Source organism: Mesorhizobium sp. USDA 3734 (assembly GCF_056279665.1).
Genome location: NZ_JBWCCW010000001.1, coordinates 1,137,660 through 1,151,745 on the forward strand (window position 1 = coordinate 1,137,660; position 14,086 = coordinate 1,151,745).

Here is a 14,086-nt window from a genome sequence, read left to right on the forward strand (position 1 = left end):
GGACTCCGCATGTTCGTTCCCAGCCTATACTTCACCCGAGCCTGTTTCTCCTGCGGCAACGCAACGTCCTCAAAGAAAGAATGAATCGCCCGATGTCCAAGGCAAGCCGTTCCCCGCCGCGCCGGACGCAAAGGAGGATGCCGCGAGCGGCATCCTCACCGTTGCAGCATCAATTGCCGACAAGCACCTTGTCTACATTCTCAGAGGTCACCGCCAGCCACGGCACGTAGTAGTGCTGCTCCTTGCCGTCGTTCCAGGCGAGTTTGCCGCCGTTGACGTCCCAGACGGCCGCGCGCGGCTTGTAGCCGTCGCCGACGATCTTGTGCAGCGCAAGGTCGATCGCCCCTTGCGCCTGTCCGTTGGCATCCTGGAGGATGGACATCGACTGCTCACCGCGCTTGACGGCTTCAAGTGCGTCCTTGATGCCGTCCACACCGGCGACCGGGACCGTCTTGGGATCCAGGCCGTGGTTGCGGATGCCCTCTATGGCGCCGACGGCCATCTCGTCGTTTTCAGCCAGGACGCCCTGGATCGCATCGCCATGCGAGGTCAGGAAATTCTCCATCAGCGTGATGGCCTCGGCGCGTGACCAGTTGGCGGTGTTCTGCTCCAGGATGATGACTCCGGGATTTTCCTTCAGCACCTTCTGGATCCCTTCAAGCCGCTGCACCTGGGCGGACTGGCCCAGCATCCCTTCCAGGATCACGACCTTGGCCTGTGGGCCGGCCTGGTCGATCACGGCCTTGGCCAGCATTTCGCCTGCCTCGACATCGTTGGAGTTGATGTAGGCGTCGTAGAGGGCGGTATTGGAAACCATCGTGTTGGAACCGAACACCGGGATGCCGGCTGCCTTTGCGCGCTCGATAGGTTCGTTGCCCGCGTCGATATCGACCGGGATGAAGATGATCGCGTCATACTTGTCGGTGATGGCTGTGTCGAACAGGTTCGACTGCGTCAGCACGTCCTGGCGACCGTCGAGAACCGTCAGTGTGGCGGTACCGTCTGCGAACGCGGGGTGCGCCTTGGCAGCATCCGCCCACAGAACATTGTACTCGGTGTTGAGGCTCTGGACGATGGCCGCGATTTTCAGCGTCTTGGCGTCGGCCGAACTCCCGCCGAACGTCATGCCTGCAAGTGCAAGGCCGGCCGCTGCTCCCATCAGGAAGCGTCTTGTCATTCTCATGTGCATTTCCTCCTTGTTGCGTGCGGCCGCGCCGCTTACGCCTGTTACTCTCTCCCGGCTCGGGAGCGGTCGATCAGCACCGCGAGGACGATGATCGAACCCTTGATGATCTGCTGGTAGTATGAGGACACCCCCATCAGATCGAGACCGTTGCTGATCATGCCGATGATCAGCACGCCAACCAGCGTGTAGCCGATGCGGCCGATGCCTCCGGTGAGGCTCGTTCCGCCGATGACCACCGCCGCGATTGCATCGAGTTCGTAGCCGATGCCCGCCTGTGGCAGGGCGGACGTCGTGCGGGCCGTGAGCATGACACCCGCGAGACCGGCCAGCGCGCCCATGATGACGTAGACTGAAAATATGATGCCGGTGGTGTTGATGCCGCTCGTCTTCGCGCTGCGCGGGTTTCCACCCACCGCATAGACACGCCTTCCGTAGATAGAGTAGCGAAGGACGACCGCTGCGACGGCGAAGACGATGGCGAAAATGATCACCGGTACCGGTATGCCGAGCACGAGACCCTGGCCGAGCCAGCGGAATTCGAGGCTGAGATTGGGAATCGGGCGGCCGCCGCTGTAAAGCAGCGTTGCGCCGCGCGCCACGCTCAGCATTCCGAGCGTGGTGACGAAGGCCGGCACCTTGAAGTAGGCGATCAGCCCGCCATTGAGGGCACCGCAAAGCGCGCCCACGGCCACGCCAGCTGCAACCGCCACGAGGGGATTGAACGCATCCGCGCCCGTGACCAGGCTGGCCGCCACGGCACCGGCCAGCGCCAGGAGCGAGCCGATGGACAGATCGATGCCGGCCGTGAGTATCACGAAGGTCATGCCGACAGCCAGCACGCCGTTCATGGAGACCTGCCGCAGCACGTTCAGCAGATTGTTGGTGGACAGGAAGTTCGGCGACGCCAGCGACAATACGACGAACAGCAGGACGAACGAGATGACGATGCCATAGCGGGCGATGAACTTTCCCAGGCTCATGCCGCTCATGTCTTGACTGGCGGATATCATTGACTTCTCCTCCACGAAATAGGCCGTCTGGCTAGGAAGCCAGATGAACGAGGGTTTCCTGGGTGGCCTCGGGTCCGGCGACCTCGCCGGCGATGCGGCCACGGCGGAAAACGACGATGCGATCCGCATTGGCGAGGATCTCCGGCACCTCGGACGAAATCATCAGCACGGCGTTTCCCGCCTTCACGAAATTGGCAAGGAAGGCATAGATCTCGCGCTTGGCGCCTTCATCGACGCCGCGTGTCGGCTCATCGCAGATCAGGATCCTGGGGTTGGTGTCGACGCAGCGCGCAAGGACAACCTTCTGCTGGTTGCCGCCGCTCAGGGATTGCACGGGCAGGTCCGGCGACGCCGTCTTGATTGAGAAGCGCTTGATGTGCTCGACCACGCTCCTGGCTTCGGCCGGTCCGTTCATGAAGCCCTTGCGCGCATAATGCGGCAGGTTGGCCACGGTGATGTTGTGGGCGACCGATGCGGTCAGCGACAGGCCCGTCTGCTTGCGGTCCTCCGTGACCAGCGAAATGCCGGCGCCGATGGAATCGGCGGGCGTCTTGAGATCGATGGGCTTGCCCTCGATCAGCACCTGGCCGGAATCCCGCGGCTCGTTTCCGTAGAGCGCATTCACGAACTCGCTGCGGCCGGAGCCGAGAAGCCCGTATATGCCGACGATCTCTCCCGCATGCACGGTCATGTCGATGTCGGCGAACTTTCCCTTCGACGCAAAGCCTCGGGCTTCGAGCAAGGGTTTCTGCCGGCCGGTATCCTTCGGCTCGCGATGATGGTCCAGCAGGTCCCGGCCGACGATCGACCGGATCAGACCCTTGCGGTCGATTTCGGAAATCGATCCGCCGCCCACGAAACGGCCGTCGCGGAAAACCGTGTAGTCGTCGGCGATCTCGAAGATCTCGGTCAGGCGATGCGAGACATAGATGATGCCGACGCCTTGCGCGGTCAGAGTGCGGATCGCGTCGAACAGCATCTGCGTCTCGCGCTCGCCAATGGCCGAGGTGGGTTCGTCCATGATGAGGATGTCGCTGCGGCGGCTGATTGCCTTGGTGATCTCGACGAGTTGGGCCTGCGCGATCGAAAGATCGCGCAGCCGCGCACCAGCGGGAATGTTGAATTTCAACCGCGCGAGGATCGCCTGCGCGTCGCTTAGCATGCACTTGTCGTCCACGAAGAAGCGGCCGCGCCGCTGTTCCCGGCCAAGATGAAGGTTCTCGGCGACGGTCATGTCCAGGAAGGGGCTAAGCTCCTGGGTGATAATGGCGATACCCGCATCGAGCGCCTCGGCGGGGGACGAGAAATTCACCTCTCGGCCTTTCACCACGACAGATCCGGCGTCGCGCCGCAGCATCCCCATCAGTACGCCGAGGAAGGTCGACTTGCCGGCACCGTTGCCGCCGCACAAGGCATTGACCGTGCCGGCGCGGAGCCGAATCCGCCCATCGACCAGAGCGGGAACGCCAGCAAAGCTCTTCGCGACATTTTCAGCGCTGAGGAGAAGCGGCGCAGCGGCGCCGTTCTCGTTGGTGATACCTTCGTTCTGCATCATCTTCCCGTCCTCCCCGGGATGAGATGGCTCGGGCGCTTGTCGGCCCGCAGCCTTTCCGTTTTCAGGCAGCTTTGTTGATCTCGGCCCGACGAACGGCTTCTTCCCAACGGCTTTCGATGAAGGCCCTGGCATGCGCGGCGAGCGGATTGTTGTCGGTCCAGGTGTCGCGCCAGATGCCGCACACACGCGACAGGGCCTCGTCGACGATGGCGCTGGAGAAGCTCTCGAAGGTGACGTCGCGATTGTGGAAGCCAATGTCCACCAGCGCGGAAAAGATGCTCGAGAAATCGATCGTGCCGGTGCCGAGATAGCCGCGGTAGTTCTCGTTGAAGTGGAAATAGCCGAGCTTGTCACCGGCCAGACGGATCGCGTCGGCCTGGCTCGCCTCTTCGATGTTCATGTGGAACGTGTCGAGATGCAGGAAGACGTCGTCTCGACCTGTGTCCTTGATGAACTTCAGGCCTTGCGCGGTCGTGTTCAAGAGGTTGGACTCGAAGCGGTTCACCACTTCCAGGACGATCTCGACGCCGCTATCCTTGGCCACCTCGGCGGTCGCGGCGATAGAATCGGCGCTGTTCATCCAGCCGGTGCGCGTGGGCAGCCCGTCATACTTGCCGTGCATCGAATAAAGAATACCGCCCAACCGGATGCCGCCGATGTCACGGACCGCCTTGACCGCGTCGGACAGGAGCACCTTGCCCTTGGCGACCACGGCCTTGTCCTCGCTCGAGACGTCCGCATCCGCCGTCAGGCCCATGGTGACCACGATATCGATGTCCAGGTCCTTGGCCATTTTCGCCAGGCGATCGAGGTCGAATTTCTCGGGCCGCAGATAGGCGAACTCGATCAGGCGGTAGCCATGCTCTGCTGACTTGTCGAGCGCCATTTCCAGGCCCTCCTGGGTCTGGCCGTTTGTCCAGACAAATGAATGGATACCAAGACGCCGCATTCAGATCCTCCGATGACTAAGTTTGCATGTTTAGAATACAAACTAAGTCCTAGATGCCCAAAATTTAGCATCGGTGCAAGAGGATTCTGACAGGGCCGGTTCGAATTGATCAGATGGTATAAGAAATTACACATAAAAAACAGAGTGTTGTATAAAAATCTGGAAATGTAAAAAAGCTTCGCTCTGCTTAGGCCGAGCGAGAAAATATGCATCTTTTCACAACAAACATCGCCATTATGTGCAAATTTGAATGGCAATGGACGGCTCATTCGGGCGGATGCGGCACCGAGCCGAAGACGGGCTGACTCGGCGCCTCATGGGTTAAAGCCCGGTGCCACCAGGATATCTCGATAGAGCCGTTAAGCTTCGCGCAATCTATGCCGCCTATCCTCGCTTGCAGATTGTCGAGGGAACATGAAACGCAAGCCGCTTCTGCTTTTCGCTTTTCCGTTTCTCATTCTTGCGGTCCTGGCAGGGGAACGCATGGCGACCTTCCTGCTGGGCACCTATCCAGCCAGCCCTACCGCTTGGTGGCTATGGCTTGAACTGCGCCCCTTGTCGGGGATGCTTTGGCAGCAGGTCGATGTCTATCTGGGCGGCTCGATGGCTGTCGACGCCGCCATCCTTGCCGCCGCATCGATCGTCTGCTGGATAGCGTGCCACGCCAGAAAGTCGGCTTTCTTCTTCCTCGCCAACCATGTCGCCCTGATTTTCGCCGGGCTGATGATCGCGGTCGGCAGCCACTCGGAAACGGCGAGCACGATCGCTGCATTCACGTCGCCCAACGGTCTTCCGTTCTCGTTGACGGTTGATTTCACCTTGAAGAACAGCCTGGTGCTGCTTCTGGGCACCGTGGCCTGTGCATACTGCCACATCGCCTTCCTCGCCGAAGCGCGAGAGCGGTCCGTCCGGGCCATCCGCATCCTGGCCCTGCAGCGCGATCTCTAGATCGTTCCAGGCAGCGCTCGCTACCTGCGCCCTGCCCAAATCCAGACCCTAGAGTCTAGTTGATCCTTCGGTAATAAACCTTGCCGTCAGGCTGCTCGATGCGCTGGTAGGAAGAGCTTGGGGCAGGGGGCGATGCCGATGCGGTCCTCTTCCTGGGCGCAGGCGGCGCTTCGATGACGCCGGGTTCGCTCGTGCTCGCGCCATCGAGAGCTTCGGGCGCTTGCGCCAGCGTGCTGGTGGTGATCTCGGACGGTTCCGCCGCACTCGACATGGCCTCGCCGCCGGCGACAGGCAAATTCTGTCCCAACCGGGCAATGCTGTCATCGATCTCGTTGAAGCTGCCTTGCAACTGGCTGTCCAGTTTCTCGAACCGGCTCTGGAAGCCGTTGTTGACCGTGTCGAGCCGCGCTGCGATCCGCTGCTCGAACGCGCCGAGCTGCTCCAGCCGCGCTTCGACGAAACGCAGGTCGCTTATGCCCCGATAGAGATAGACCGCGGCCGCCATGTTGATCGCGGTGATCAGCAAGGCGCCGCCGGCGACGATGATGCCGACCGTCCTTGTGCTGCTGGGCCTTTCGACGGCCCGCTGTTCCTGGTTGCCGATGTCGATCGCCGGCATGTCCGGTTCGCTGATCGTCGTCATTGGACCACCACCTTTGCGCCGACCGCGACGCGCTTGAAAAGATCGATCACATCCGTGTTGGTAAGACGAAAACAGCCTGACGTTCCGTCGAAGCCGACACCCGACGGATCGTTGGTGCCGTGTATGCGGTAGAGCGTGTCGCGCCCGTCACGAGACAGATAGAGCGCTCTTGCGCCCAGCGGATTGTAGGGGCCGGCGGGCACCATTTTCGGCAGCTCAGGCTGGCGGGCCCGCATTTCCTGTGGCGGGCGCCATTCCGGCCATTCGGTCTTCGCCCCCACCTTGACGACGCCGGTCCAGCCAAACCCGTCGCGCCCGACGCTGATCTGGTAGCGCAGCGCCTGGCCCTGGCGGGTCACCAGGTAAAGCGCCTTCTCGTCCTTGCGGATGATGATCGTTCCCGGCTGCTCGGCGGTTGCAAAGGCAACGGCCTTGCGCAGACTTGGCCCCATCGCCGGCAGCGGCGGCCGTTCCGAAACTGCCGATCGCGCGTCGGCGAAATCGTGGACGGACATCGCCAGCGCCACGCCGAGCACGCAGGCGCCGGCGAGCCTCCGGCCGATCCGATATTTATCGGGCAGCGTCATCGAGCCGCTCTTTGAACATCCGCTTCAGATCCTTGTTGAAGCGCGCCCGTCCATCCACTTCGGAAGGTGGGATGGCCCTGTTCAGCGCATCGGTCAGAAGCGCGTTGTCCAGCGCGACCGACTTGATGTGCGGCGCCTTGAAGATCTTTTCGAGCTCGCTGCGCGAAAAGTGGTTCCCGAACCATTTGCGCTTGTGCTTGTTGGCGACCAGGGTGATGTTGACCGCGTTGCCGCGCAGCTCGCGGATCTTCTTGTAGAGCCGCTTGCCTTGCCGCAGCGAAGCGACATTGAGCTCGAAGACGATGAAGATCTCGTCGCTCGTCGAAAGCACCGAATTGTGCCAGGGCGTTTCGAGATTGGGCAGGTCGATGACGATGTCGTCGAAGCGGTAGGCGACGAGGTCCAGTAGCCGGAAGACGAAATCGCTGCCATGCGGCTCGAACGGCAGTTGCGGCCTCTCAAACGCGTAGAGGGTGAGGCCGGACGGGCGCGACAGCTTGATCACATCCATCAACTCGACATCGAGCCGTTCGGGCTGGCCTATGATGCCGGCAAGGTCGAACTGGTTGAACAAATTGAGATAGGCGCCGCAATTGGCGCTCTGGAAATCGAGGTCGACCAGGCAGGTGGACGCCGCGCGCTCAGTCGATTTCGAAGCCAGGAATTCGGCCGCCGAAAGCGCCAGCGTCGTCGCACCCGCGCCGCCGCTGGCGCCGATGAAGGTGATGATCCGGCTTTTCGTTCCCTGGTTGCCGGTGTCGTGGAAGGTCACCGCGTTGAGCAGCTCCTTGCCGTCGAGCGGCTTGTGCAGCCAGTCGGAGGCGTTCATGCGCACCAGCACGCGCGTCTGTTCTGACGTCAGCTCGTCGGAAACCGCGATCAGCGGCACGGTCGCCCACAGCGCGCGCGCCTCGACGATGCCGGGCCTGCCGAGCAACTCGCCATTGCCGAGATCGAGGATGACGATGCCCGGGCGCGTGTCGGCGGGCGGCCCCTTGAGAAAGTCGTTCGTCTCGGAAATCCTGACGTCATAGATCGCCAGCGCATCGAGCCGCGTCGCCACATCGCGCCTGAAATTCGGATCCGACGAAAACAGCGCAACCTGCTTTCGCTTGGTCGGCGTAACCTTGGTGTTGATGGCATTCATGGCCAGGTGCTCTTCATGTCTTCGCCCGTAACCGTGCTCAGCATGGAGGGCATGGTGATGTTTGCGAATCCGAGCAATCCGCCCAGAAAGAAGAACTGGAAGGGATGGTTGGTGATGCTGACTGTGATGGTCGGCACCGGCCCGCTGGGACGCGTCCAATAGCCGAGACCGGATGCCTGATATTGGATCCTGACCTCGGACTTCTTTAAAATTGGCAGGAACGTATTCATTCCAGCCCGGCTGCCGCTGCCGTTGAAGATGAAATCGAACGCAGGCTGGCTGGCATTGAGGTTCTTGCACGCGGCGCTCGCGCCGCAAGTGCATGAGGCAGTCCCGGCACTATCGGCTGTACAGATGTAATTATAGGTGGTGGAATTGGCGGGTACCGGCTTGCCTACGTCCAGCGGGTCGGTGGGCGTCTTTGCCTCAAGCAGAAGTCCGCTGGCGACCGGGGCGGAAATCTGCGCCAGCCTTGCGCCGGCTTGCACGGCCTTGTTGGCGGCATTCCACTGGTAGAAGGCGTAGCCGAAATCGACGAAGCCAAACAGCAGGGTCAGCAGCAGCGGCATGAGGATGGTCACCTCCACCATGGTGGCGCCAGACTGATCCACGCGGAAATTTTTGCTCGCCCTCACCATCCGAATACGCGCTCCTGATGGGACGCATCTATGTTGATGGTTGCAATGCCTATAAGCCCCAGCAGCCCGACGCCACTGTAAGGCAACGAAGTGCTGACCTGGACGACGACGACGGTTCCGGTGCTGCTGAGATAGAGTTGAGTCCCGCTGCCATCCACCGCTGGGAAGAAAGTTCTGTCGACATGGACCTGCGAAACGTCCCAGTTGGGAACTCTTAGGCTGCCACCGGTGATGGCGCCATTGACCGCGAGGTTCTTTGCAAGGGTGACGCAATTGTCCCAATTGCTGTCATTGCATCGCGCCAAATAGCGTGCTGCGTCTTCCACGCCAGCCTCGAGCAGCAGGCGCTTGTTCAGAACGTTGGAGAATTCGAACACACCGGCCGAGAGAAGCAGCACGAATGGAACGACGAGTGTCGCCTCTACCAGAGCGCCGCCGCTTTCATCGCTGCGGAATCGGCGGATGGCCTGGCCCAGTGCGATCAACATGGCGCTACCGGTACAACTGTGCTTCGTTGCGGAATGCTTTGTCGAGAAGGGTGTTATTCGCAAACCCACCGTCGACATCGACGATCTCCAGGCTGATGGGCTTCTCGCCGGCCGAAGAATCTTCGTCGTCCTTGCTGTTGTCCTGCTTCTGGATAGGGCTGTTCAAAAAGACGCTCGCATAGCCGTCCGGCTTGAGCTGGACATGGCCATTGATCTTGTCTCGGTTGGCGATGCAGTTGACGATTGCCATGTTGAGCAGCCGCCGATCGGGATCAGCTGTCGGCGTCGTGCCTTTGAAGCACGCCGGAACGCCTGATTCCTTGGTCGGCGCCAGGGACTTGTCGGCGACGCGTCCGTTCGCGATCTCGTATTTATAGACGTCATATCTGGAAGCCGGCACAGCGGTGCCGGTCGGATTGGTGGTGCTCGGGACGGAGGGGTATGACGCGCCATGGTTGATCAGCCAGTAATTGTTGCGATCCCAAGTCGAGTTCGTCATTCCGGTTGCGGAATCGAAGCTGTCGCCCGGCGGCAGCGCCATTGCCGTTCCGTCTGTGTTGGGCTTGTATTTGTTGCAGTTCGCGGTCTTATCCACGCCCTTGCGCACATTGCTCGCCGGCCGATATTGCCAATTGTTGTCCTGGCTCTTCAGCGAAGTGCTGTAGATGTCGAAGCGAACATTGAGACCAGCGTTGACCTGGCCCAAGGTGACGCCGGTTTTCGTGGTCAGCGCGTCACGTCGGTAGCAAGTACCGGCGGTTCCGATAGCGAGCGCGTCCCTCAGTGATGCGAAATCGTTGTCGATCAGCCCGAAATTGCCGGGGCCGGGATTGCTGTCGACTTTGAGGACGCGGAGTTCGCGGCTGTAAGTGAGACCGGCTGCAAAAGCTTGCTGGATGGTCTTGCTGGTCAGGGGGTCGGTCGTCTCGAATGGGTTGCACATGAAGAGAGGCACGGTTTCGCAGATCGACTGAACGAACCCGGCCACTGCCTGGGGCTGGATGTCGATGGTGGTTGTGCCGCCGAGATAGTTTATCGGGAAGAGCGCTGCAAAAGCGCCGGCGCCATTCGTCACCCCTGACGGATTTACGGTCACCTCTGCGAGTGAAACCGCCCTTGGGTCGGTGCTTGCCCAGTTCACGCCATTGGCGTCAACACCGTCAGCCCTCAGCCCAGTGCTGTCGTCGGTGGGTATTCCGGTCAAATATTTAACGGTCACATCTGCCAGGGCAAGCGTGTGATTGCCTGCTCTTGAAAATTTGGTCGTGTTGCTGAGAAGAGTGGTTACCGCCAGGTTTGCTCGCGTGATCGAATCCGATCTGCCGTCCAGTTCTGCAGCTGCGGCAAGGGCGAGCGCATCGACGCCTTTTTGCAGGTCGTTGTGAAGCCCGTTGGCCCGGCTCATATCGATTGCCAGAACGGCGAAGCCAACAAGAACAGGCAGCATGATCGTCACGAGGATCATCGCTATGCCGCGTTGATCGTTCCAGAATGCACGAATGGTCCTCAACATGACCGTACTCTCTGATCCCATGGCGCCAGGATCCCTCGTTTTACCTGACGCGTCGAAACCGCATCCTTCTGTGCCTTAGTTCGTAGGTGTGCCGACATTGACAGTGATCGCTGGCGGCGGTGGTGGTGGTGGTGGAAATTTGTAGCTGTGTGCAACGCCGGCGGCGCGCGCGCCGTCGCCTTCGATCCTGGTATTCCTGGAAGCCGGGTTGAGCGGGTCGACCGTCTGCAGCAGCGAATTGAATTTCTGCGTGTCGCCGGCGGCCAGGGTCACCGAATCGTAATGGTTCAGATAGTCCGCCGCGCAGCCCGACAGCGCACCGGCGCACAGGATGAGGATCAAGGCGCTATTTCTTGACATAGAGCATCTTGTCCTTCGATTTGAAGTCGAGCATGTGGCCGTACGGTCCGGTGACGCCTTCGCCCAGTTCATATTTGCGGACCATGTCCTTGGTCACTTCAAGCTGGCCGAGCACGAAGAATTCGGGATCGTTGGCAGGCCGTGTCTTGTCGAACGGCGTCGCCAGCTGCTCCCCGGGCTTCACCGGCCGCACGATGTGCGGCGTGACGATCACCACCAGTTCGGTCTCTTCCTTCTGGTTGCTCGAATTGCGGAACAGCGTGCCGATGACCGGCACCTGGCCGAGCCACGGCACCTGGTTCTGCAGCTTGGTGGTCTTGCTGGACAGAAGCCCACCGACGGCGAAGCTCTGGCCATCGCGCAACTCGACGACGGTGTCGAGTTTGCGGTTGGTGAAGATCGGGTCGCCGGCGGTGGTGAAGCCGGTCAGGTCGCTGACCTCCGGCGCCAGCTTCATATGAATCTTGTCGTCGGCGAGCACGACAGGGGTGAACTGAAGATTGACGCCGAATTGCTTGTACACGATGCTAATCTTGTCATCTTTGTCGACAGTGCGGATCGGCACTTCGCCGCCGGCGTTGAAGCTGGCCGGCTCTCCGGAAAGCGTGGTCAGGTTGGGCTCGGCCAGCGTGCGCACGACGCCCTTGGCCTCAAGCGCCTCGATGATCAAATCGACCTTGATGTTGCTGTCGATCACCTGGGTGATGAGTGACGCGAATGGATTGGTTTTCGACAACAGACCGGTCACCAAGGTTCCTGGGTCTGCTCCCGGCGGAGTGGTAGCTGCGATGCCCGTTCCAAACGTGGTTGTGTTGCCTCTGCCCCGGAGCGACACGCCGAGATCGCGTCCGGCATTGCGCTTGGCTTCCAGTACGCGCACCTCGAGATTGACCTGCTGGCTGTCGTCGACGGTGACGGCATTGATGACGGCGTCGGGGCCATATTGCTGCGCAACCTCCAGGATCGTCGCCAGCGTGGCTCCGTCCTTGACATGGCCGCCGAGCCTCACCTTGCCGTTGACGGAGCCGATTTCAATGCGCGACCTTGGCGCCACTTGCCGGATCGCCTGCGCCATGTCGCTGACGTCGACGCCGACCTCGATCTGGAGGACGCCGAGCGAGCGTTTGTCCGTCGAGAACAGATTGACCGTTGTGGTGCCCGCGCCCTTGCCGATCACATAAAGCGTGCGGTCGGTCATCGGCTGGGCATCGGCGATCTTCTCGTCGCCGACGACGATATCGCCCAGATTCGCACTCACCTGGACCGTCACCGATTGCGACATCGGCAGGAAAATTCGATGCACGCTGGGGGTCGACACATCGATGAAACGGTCGGCCGCATCGGCCGCAAGGCCCGAAAGCAACAGCGCCGCCCAACAGGACAACGCCGCCACCATCCTCAACCAAGACCCCTGCATCCCCGTCTCCCCAATTGCTGCCGGTGGCAGCCCCATTCCGTTTCGCCGCGTTTAGTTATTGTTGTCGCGGCACGTCATATGTCTCGAGCTTCACGCCCCGAAAAACGCCGATCGTCGCCCGTGCCGGAGGTTCAGGCTGCACGTATTTGACCACTTCCTTGACGACTTCCCGGACTTCAGGAGCCGATGCCACGGCCGGAGCCGGCTTCACCTTGCTCAACTGGTCGAGACGGCTTCCCACTTGTTCCACGGCCTGAGTCAACCCGGCAATCTTGTCCTCGGCGCGCTTGCGCTCGGCTGCAGCCTCCGCTTCCGCTGCTGTCTTCTTGTCGAGTTCCGCCTGCCTGGCGGCGACATCGGCCGGTGTTTCACCGGTCAGGTCGGAAAGAGTAATGCGTTCGGTCGTCTCGCCCTGGCTGGCAGCGGCCTGGCGAAGCGCCAGCGACAATTGGCCGGCACCCGCCGCGAGCGTCAGCTTCTGCGCGTCCCTTGTGCTGGCCTCGAGCGTCACTGCCTTGACAACGGTTGGACTGTCCTTGCTTTCGTCGGCGACCTGGTCGACGGCGAGCACCTTCATGCTCTGCAGCAGGACGTCGACGAAGCTCCTGTCCGCGCCGTCGCTGTCACGCGCGGTGCGCGTCAAGAGCACATCGACACGGTCGCCCGGGAAGACAAAGCCGGCAACGCCGAGGACGTCATTGACCCGGATGGAAACTGCCTTCATGCCTTCGCCGAGCACGGCCGAAAGCGTGGCGCGCTGGCCGGGGCCGGTGATCTTGGTGGCGAGTATGGGCTCGTTGGCGCTGATTGACTGCAACGCCTGCCTGGGGGCGTCGCCGGCCAAGGCTTCCTTCGTTGTCTTGAAGGCGCCGACCGGCGCCGCGCCCGCCGGCCAGGCGATCTCGCGCAATTTGTCCGATGTCAGAGCGTCGCCGAATTTGAGGGCGACAGCGGCCACCACAACGGTGTCACGCGGGACGTCGCTGGTCTGCGCCATCGCGTTGCGCTGATTGGCCAACCAGATGTTGGCTAGCACCACTGCCAACACGCCGAAAACGCCGGCGAGAACGATCATGATGACGGTGTTGGCACGCATGAAGCCTATCCGATCAAATCGAGAAACCTATCCATCAAATCCGATCGCTCCGCGACCAGTCTTGTCTTAAATTGCCTGGAGAGGCCCAAACTCTCTGGCCTGGGCCTCTCCCTAGGCTTCGGTTAGGCGGTCACGACGGCAGCGCAGGCACGGTGGCCAGCGCGGTCGTAAGGCCCTGCCACCGGCCGGTGACCCAGGTGCCGACAACGATAACCGAAGCGATGACCGCCACGGTGATGATGCCGAGCAGGATAGTGTATTCGACCATGGCAGCGCCGTTTTCATCGTCGCGGAACTGCCGGGTCATCGTCATGAGCTTGTTCATGTCAATTTCTCCCTTTGGAGTTTCAACCCGACGAGACAGAGCAAAGGATGAAATCCATACCCAAGCATCCCCCGTCATCTCGATCCTAGGTCCCACGAAAAAGCAGAGTCAAACGAGATTAAGCGTTTGTTAACGTTTGAATACCTGATTTGCCGAGGTTCGAGCCGATCTAAATTCCAACAAGATCTTGATTCGACTAATTTTTCAAGCGATCTTAACCATTC

At 61.0% G+C, this 14,086-nt stretch carries 15 protein-coding genes; 1 reads left to right on the top strand and 14 read right to left on the bottom strand.

The genetic code is table 11. The features are described from left to right. Positions 1–169: 169 nt before the first annotated feature. The 4 genes from ACZ89F_RS05360 to ACZ89F_RS05375 all read right to left on the bottom strand — a co-directional run bounded on the left by ACZ89F_RS05360 (position 170) and on the right by ACZ89F_RS05375 (position 4,700). Positions 170–1,183, bottom strand: coding sequence for a substrate-binding domain-containing protein (locus ACZ89F_RS05360; protein WP_476090735.1), 1,014 nt, complete (start codon positions 1,181–1,183; stop codon positions 170–172). A 44-nt stretch (positions 1,184–1,227) separates the two neighbouring features. After that, complete coding sequence (locus tag ACZ89F_RS05365; RefSeq protein WP_476090736.1) at positions 1,228–2,196, bottom strand: ABC transporter permease; 969 nt, start codon at positions 2,194–2,196, stop codon at positions 1,228–1,230. A 31-nt stretch (positions 2,197–2,227) separates the two neighbouring features. Then, positions 2,228–3,751, bottom strand: coding sequence for a sugar ABC transporter ATP-binding protein (locus ACZ89F_RS05370; protein ID WP_476090737.1), 1,524 nt, complete (start codon positions 3,749–3,751; stop codon positions 2,228–2,230). A gap of 61 nt (positions 3,752–3,812) precedes the next feature. After that, entirely contained in the window at positions 3,813–4,700 is an 888-nt protein-coding gene (locus ACZ89F_RS05375) for a sugar phosphate isomerase/epimerase family protein (RefSeq protein WP_476090738.1), read from the bottom strand. Between the two features lie 414 nt (positions 4,701–5,114). On the opposite strand from ACZ89F_RS05375, the gene ACZ89F_RS05380 reads away from it, so the two are divergent. After that, entirely contained in the window at positions 5,115–5,648 is a 534-nt protein-coding gene (locus tag ACZ89F_RS05380; protein WP_476090739.1) for a hypothetical protein, read from the top strand. A gap of 55 nt (positions 5,649–5,703) precedes the next feature. Here the strand turns inward: ACZ89F_RS05380 and ACZ89F_RS05385 are convergent, their stop codons facing one another. The 10 genes from ACZ89F_RS05385 to ACZ89F_RS05430 all read right to left on the bottom strand — a co-directional run bounded on the left by ACZ89F_RS05385 (position 5,704) and on the right by ACZ89F_RS05430 (position 13,862). Next, the gene (locus tag ACZ89F_RS05385) at positions 5,704–6,291 is read right to left on the bottom strand and encodes a hypothetical protein (protein ID WP_476090740.1); all 588 of its coding nucleotides are present in this window, start codon (positions 6,289–6,291) and stop codon (positions 5,704–5,706) included. After that, on the bottom strand, positions 6,288–6,878 hold the full coding sequence (locus ACZ89F_RS05390; RefSeq protein WP_476090741.1) for a L,D-transpeptidase: 591 nt from the start codon (positions 6,876–6,878) through the stop codon (positions 6,288–6,290). The genes ACZ89F_RS05385 and ACZ89F_RS05390 overlap by 4 nt, the downstream gene beginning before the upstream one ends. Further along, entirely contained in the window at positions 6,862–8,025 is a 1,164-nt protein-coding gene (locus ACZ89F_RS05395) for a CpaE/TadZ family protein (protein ID WP_476090742.1), read from the bottom strand. The genes ACZ89F_RS05390 and ACZ89F_RS05395 overlap by 17 nt, the downstream gene beginning before the upstream one ends. After that, positions 8,022–8,663, bottom strand: coding sequence for a TadE/TadG family type IV pilus assembly protein (locus ACZ89F_RS05400; RefSeq protein WP_476090743.1), 642 nt, complete (start codon positions 8,661–8,663; stop codon positions 8,022–8,024). The genes ACZ89F_RS05395 and ACZ89F_RS05400 overlap by 4 nt, the downstream gene beginning before the upstream one ends. Next, positions 8,657–9,151, bottom strand: a complete 495-nt coding sequence (locus ACZ89F_RS05405; RefSeq protein ID WP_476090744.1) for a TadE/TadG family type IV pilus assembly protein — start codon at positions 9,149–9,151, stop codon at positions 8,657–8,659. Before ACZ89F_RS05405 ends, ACZ89F_RS05400 begins: the two co-directional genes overlap by 7 nt. 4 nt (positions 9,152–9,155) lie before the next feature. Beyond that, positions 9,156–10,664 (bottom strand): TadE/TadG family type IV pilus assembly protein, encoded by a 1,509-nt coding sequence (locus tag ACZ89F_RS05410; RefSeq protein WP_476090745.1) that lies wholly within the window; start codon positions 10,662–10,664, stop codon positions 9,156–9,158. Positions 10,665–10,739: 75 nt separating this feature from the next. Further along, complete coding sequence (locus ACZ89F_RS05415) at positions 10,740–11,024, bottom strand: hypothetical protein (protein ID WP_476090746.1); 285 nt, start codon at positions 11,022–11,024, stop codon at positions 10,740–10,742. Continuing rightward, a complete protein-coding gene (locus ACZ89F_RS05420; protein ID WP_476090747.1) occupies positions 11,011–12,441 on the bottom strand; it encodes a type II and III secretion system protein family protein in 1,431 nt (476 codons plus the stop codon). Before ACZ89F_RS05420 ends, ACZ89F_RS05415 begins: the two co-directional genes overlap by 14 nt. 55 nt (positions 12,442–12,496) lie before the next feature. Further along, the gene (gene cpaB / locus ACZ89F_RS05425; RefSeq protein ID WP_476090748.1) at positions 12,497–13,537 is read right to left on the bottom strand and encodes a Flp pilus assembly protein CpaB; all 1,041 of its coding nucleotides are present in this window, start codon (positions 13,535–13,537) and stop codon (positions 12,497–12,499) included. Positions 13,538–13,667: 130 nt separating this feature from the next. Next, positions 13,668–13,862: a Flp family type IVb pilin gene (locus tag ACZ89F_RS05430; protein WP_476090749.1), complete on the bottom strand. Its 195-nt coding sequence runs from the start codon at positions 13,860–13,862 to the stop codon at positions 13,668–13,670. Positions 13,863–14,086: the final 224 nt, after the last annotated feature.

Bases quoted from the DNA above. Each gene is read 5' to 3' on its own strand.
- ACZ89F_RS05360 (WP_476090735.1), bottom strand. From the start codon at position 1,183: ATGAGAATGACAAGACGCTTCCTGATGGGAGCAGCGGCCGGCCTTGCA.
- ACZ89F_RS05365 (WP_476090736.1), bottom strand. From the start codon at position 2,196: ATGATATCCGCCAGTCAAGACATGAGCGGCATGAGCCTGGGAAAGTTC.
- ACZ89F_RS05370 (WP_476090737.1), bottom strand. From the start codon at position 3,751: ATGATGCAGAACGAAGGTATCACCAACGAGAACGGCGCCGCTGCGCCG.
- ACZ89F_RS05375 (WP_476090738.1), bottom strand. From the start codon at position 4,700: ATGCGGCGTCTTGGTATCCATTCATTTGTCTGGACAAACGGCCAGACC.
- ACZ89F_RS05380 (WP_476090739.1), top strand. From the start codon at position 5,115: ATGAAACGCAAGCCGCTTCTGCTTTTCGCTTTTCCGTTTCTCATTCTT.
- ACZ89F_RS05385 (WP_476090740.1), bottom strand. From the start codon at position 6,291: ATGACGACGATCAGCGAACCGGACATGCCGGCGATCGACATCGGCAAC.
- ACZ89F_RS05390 (WP_476090741.1), bottom strand. From the start codon at position 6,878: ATGACGCTGCCCGATAAATATCGGATCGGCCGGAGGCTCGCCGGCGCC.
- ACZ89F_RS05395 (WP_476090742.1), bottom strand. From the start codon at position 8,025: ATGAATGCCATCAACACCAAGGTTACGCCGACCAAGCGAAAGCAGGTT.
- ACZ89F_RS05400 (WP_476090743.1), bottom strand. From the start codon at position 8,663: ATGGTGAGGGCGAGCAAAAATTTCCGCGTGGATCAGTCTGGCGCCACC.
- ACZ89F_RS05405 (WP_476090744.1), bottom strand. From the start codon at position 9,151: ATGTTGATCGCACTGGGCCAGGCCATCCGCCGATTCCGCAGCGATGAA.
- ACZ89F_RS05410 (WP_476090745.1), bottom strand. From the start codon at position 10,664: ATGTTGAGGACCATTCGTGCATTCTGGAACGATCAACGCGGCATAGCG.
- ACZ89F_RS05415 (WP_476090746.1), bottom strand. From the start codon at position 11,024: ATGTCAAGAAATAGCGCCTTGATCCTCATCCTGTGCGCCGGTGCGCTG.
- ACZ89F_RS05420 (WP_476090747.1), bottom strand. From the start codon at position 12,441: ATGCAGGGGTCTTGGTTGAGGATGGTGGCGGCGTTGTCCTGTTGGGCG.
- cpaB (WP_476090748.1), bottom strand. From the start codon at position 13,537: ATGCGTGCCAACACCGTCATCATGATCGTTCTCGCCGGCGTTTTCGGC.
- ACZ89F_RS05430 (WP_476090749.1), bottom strand. From the start codon at position 13,862: ATGAACAAGCTCATGACGATGACCCGGCAGTTCCGCGACGATGAAAAC.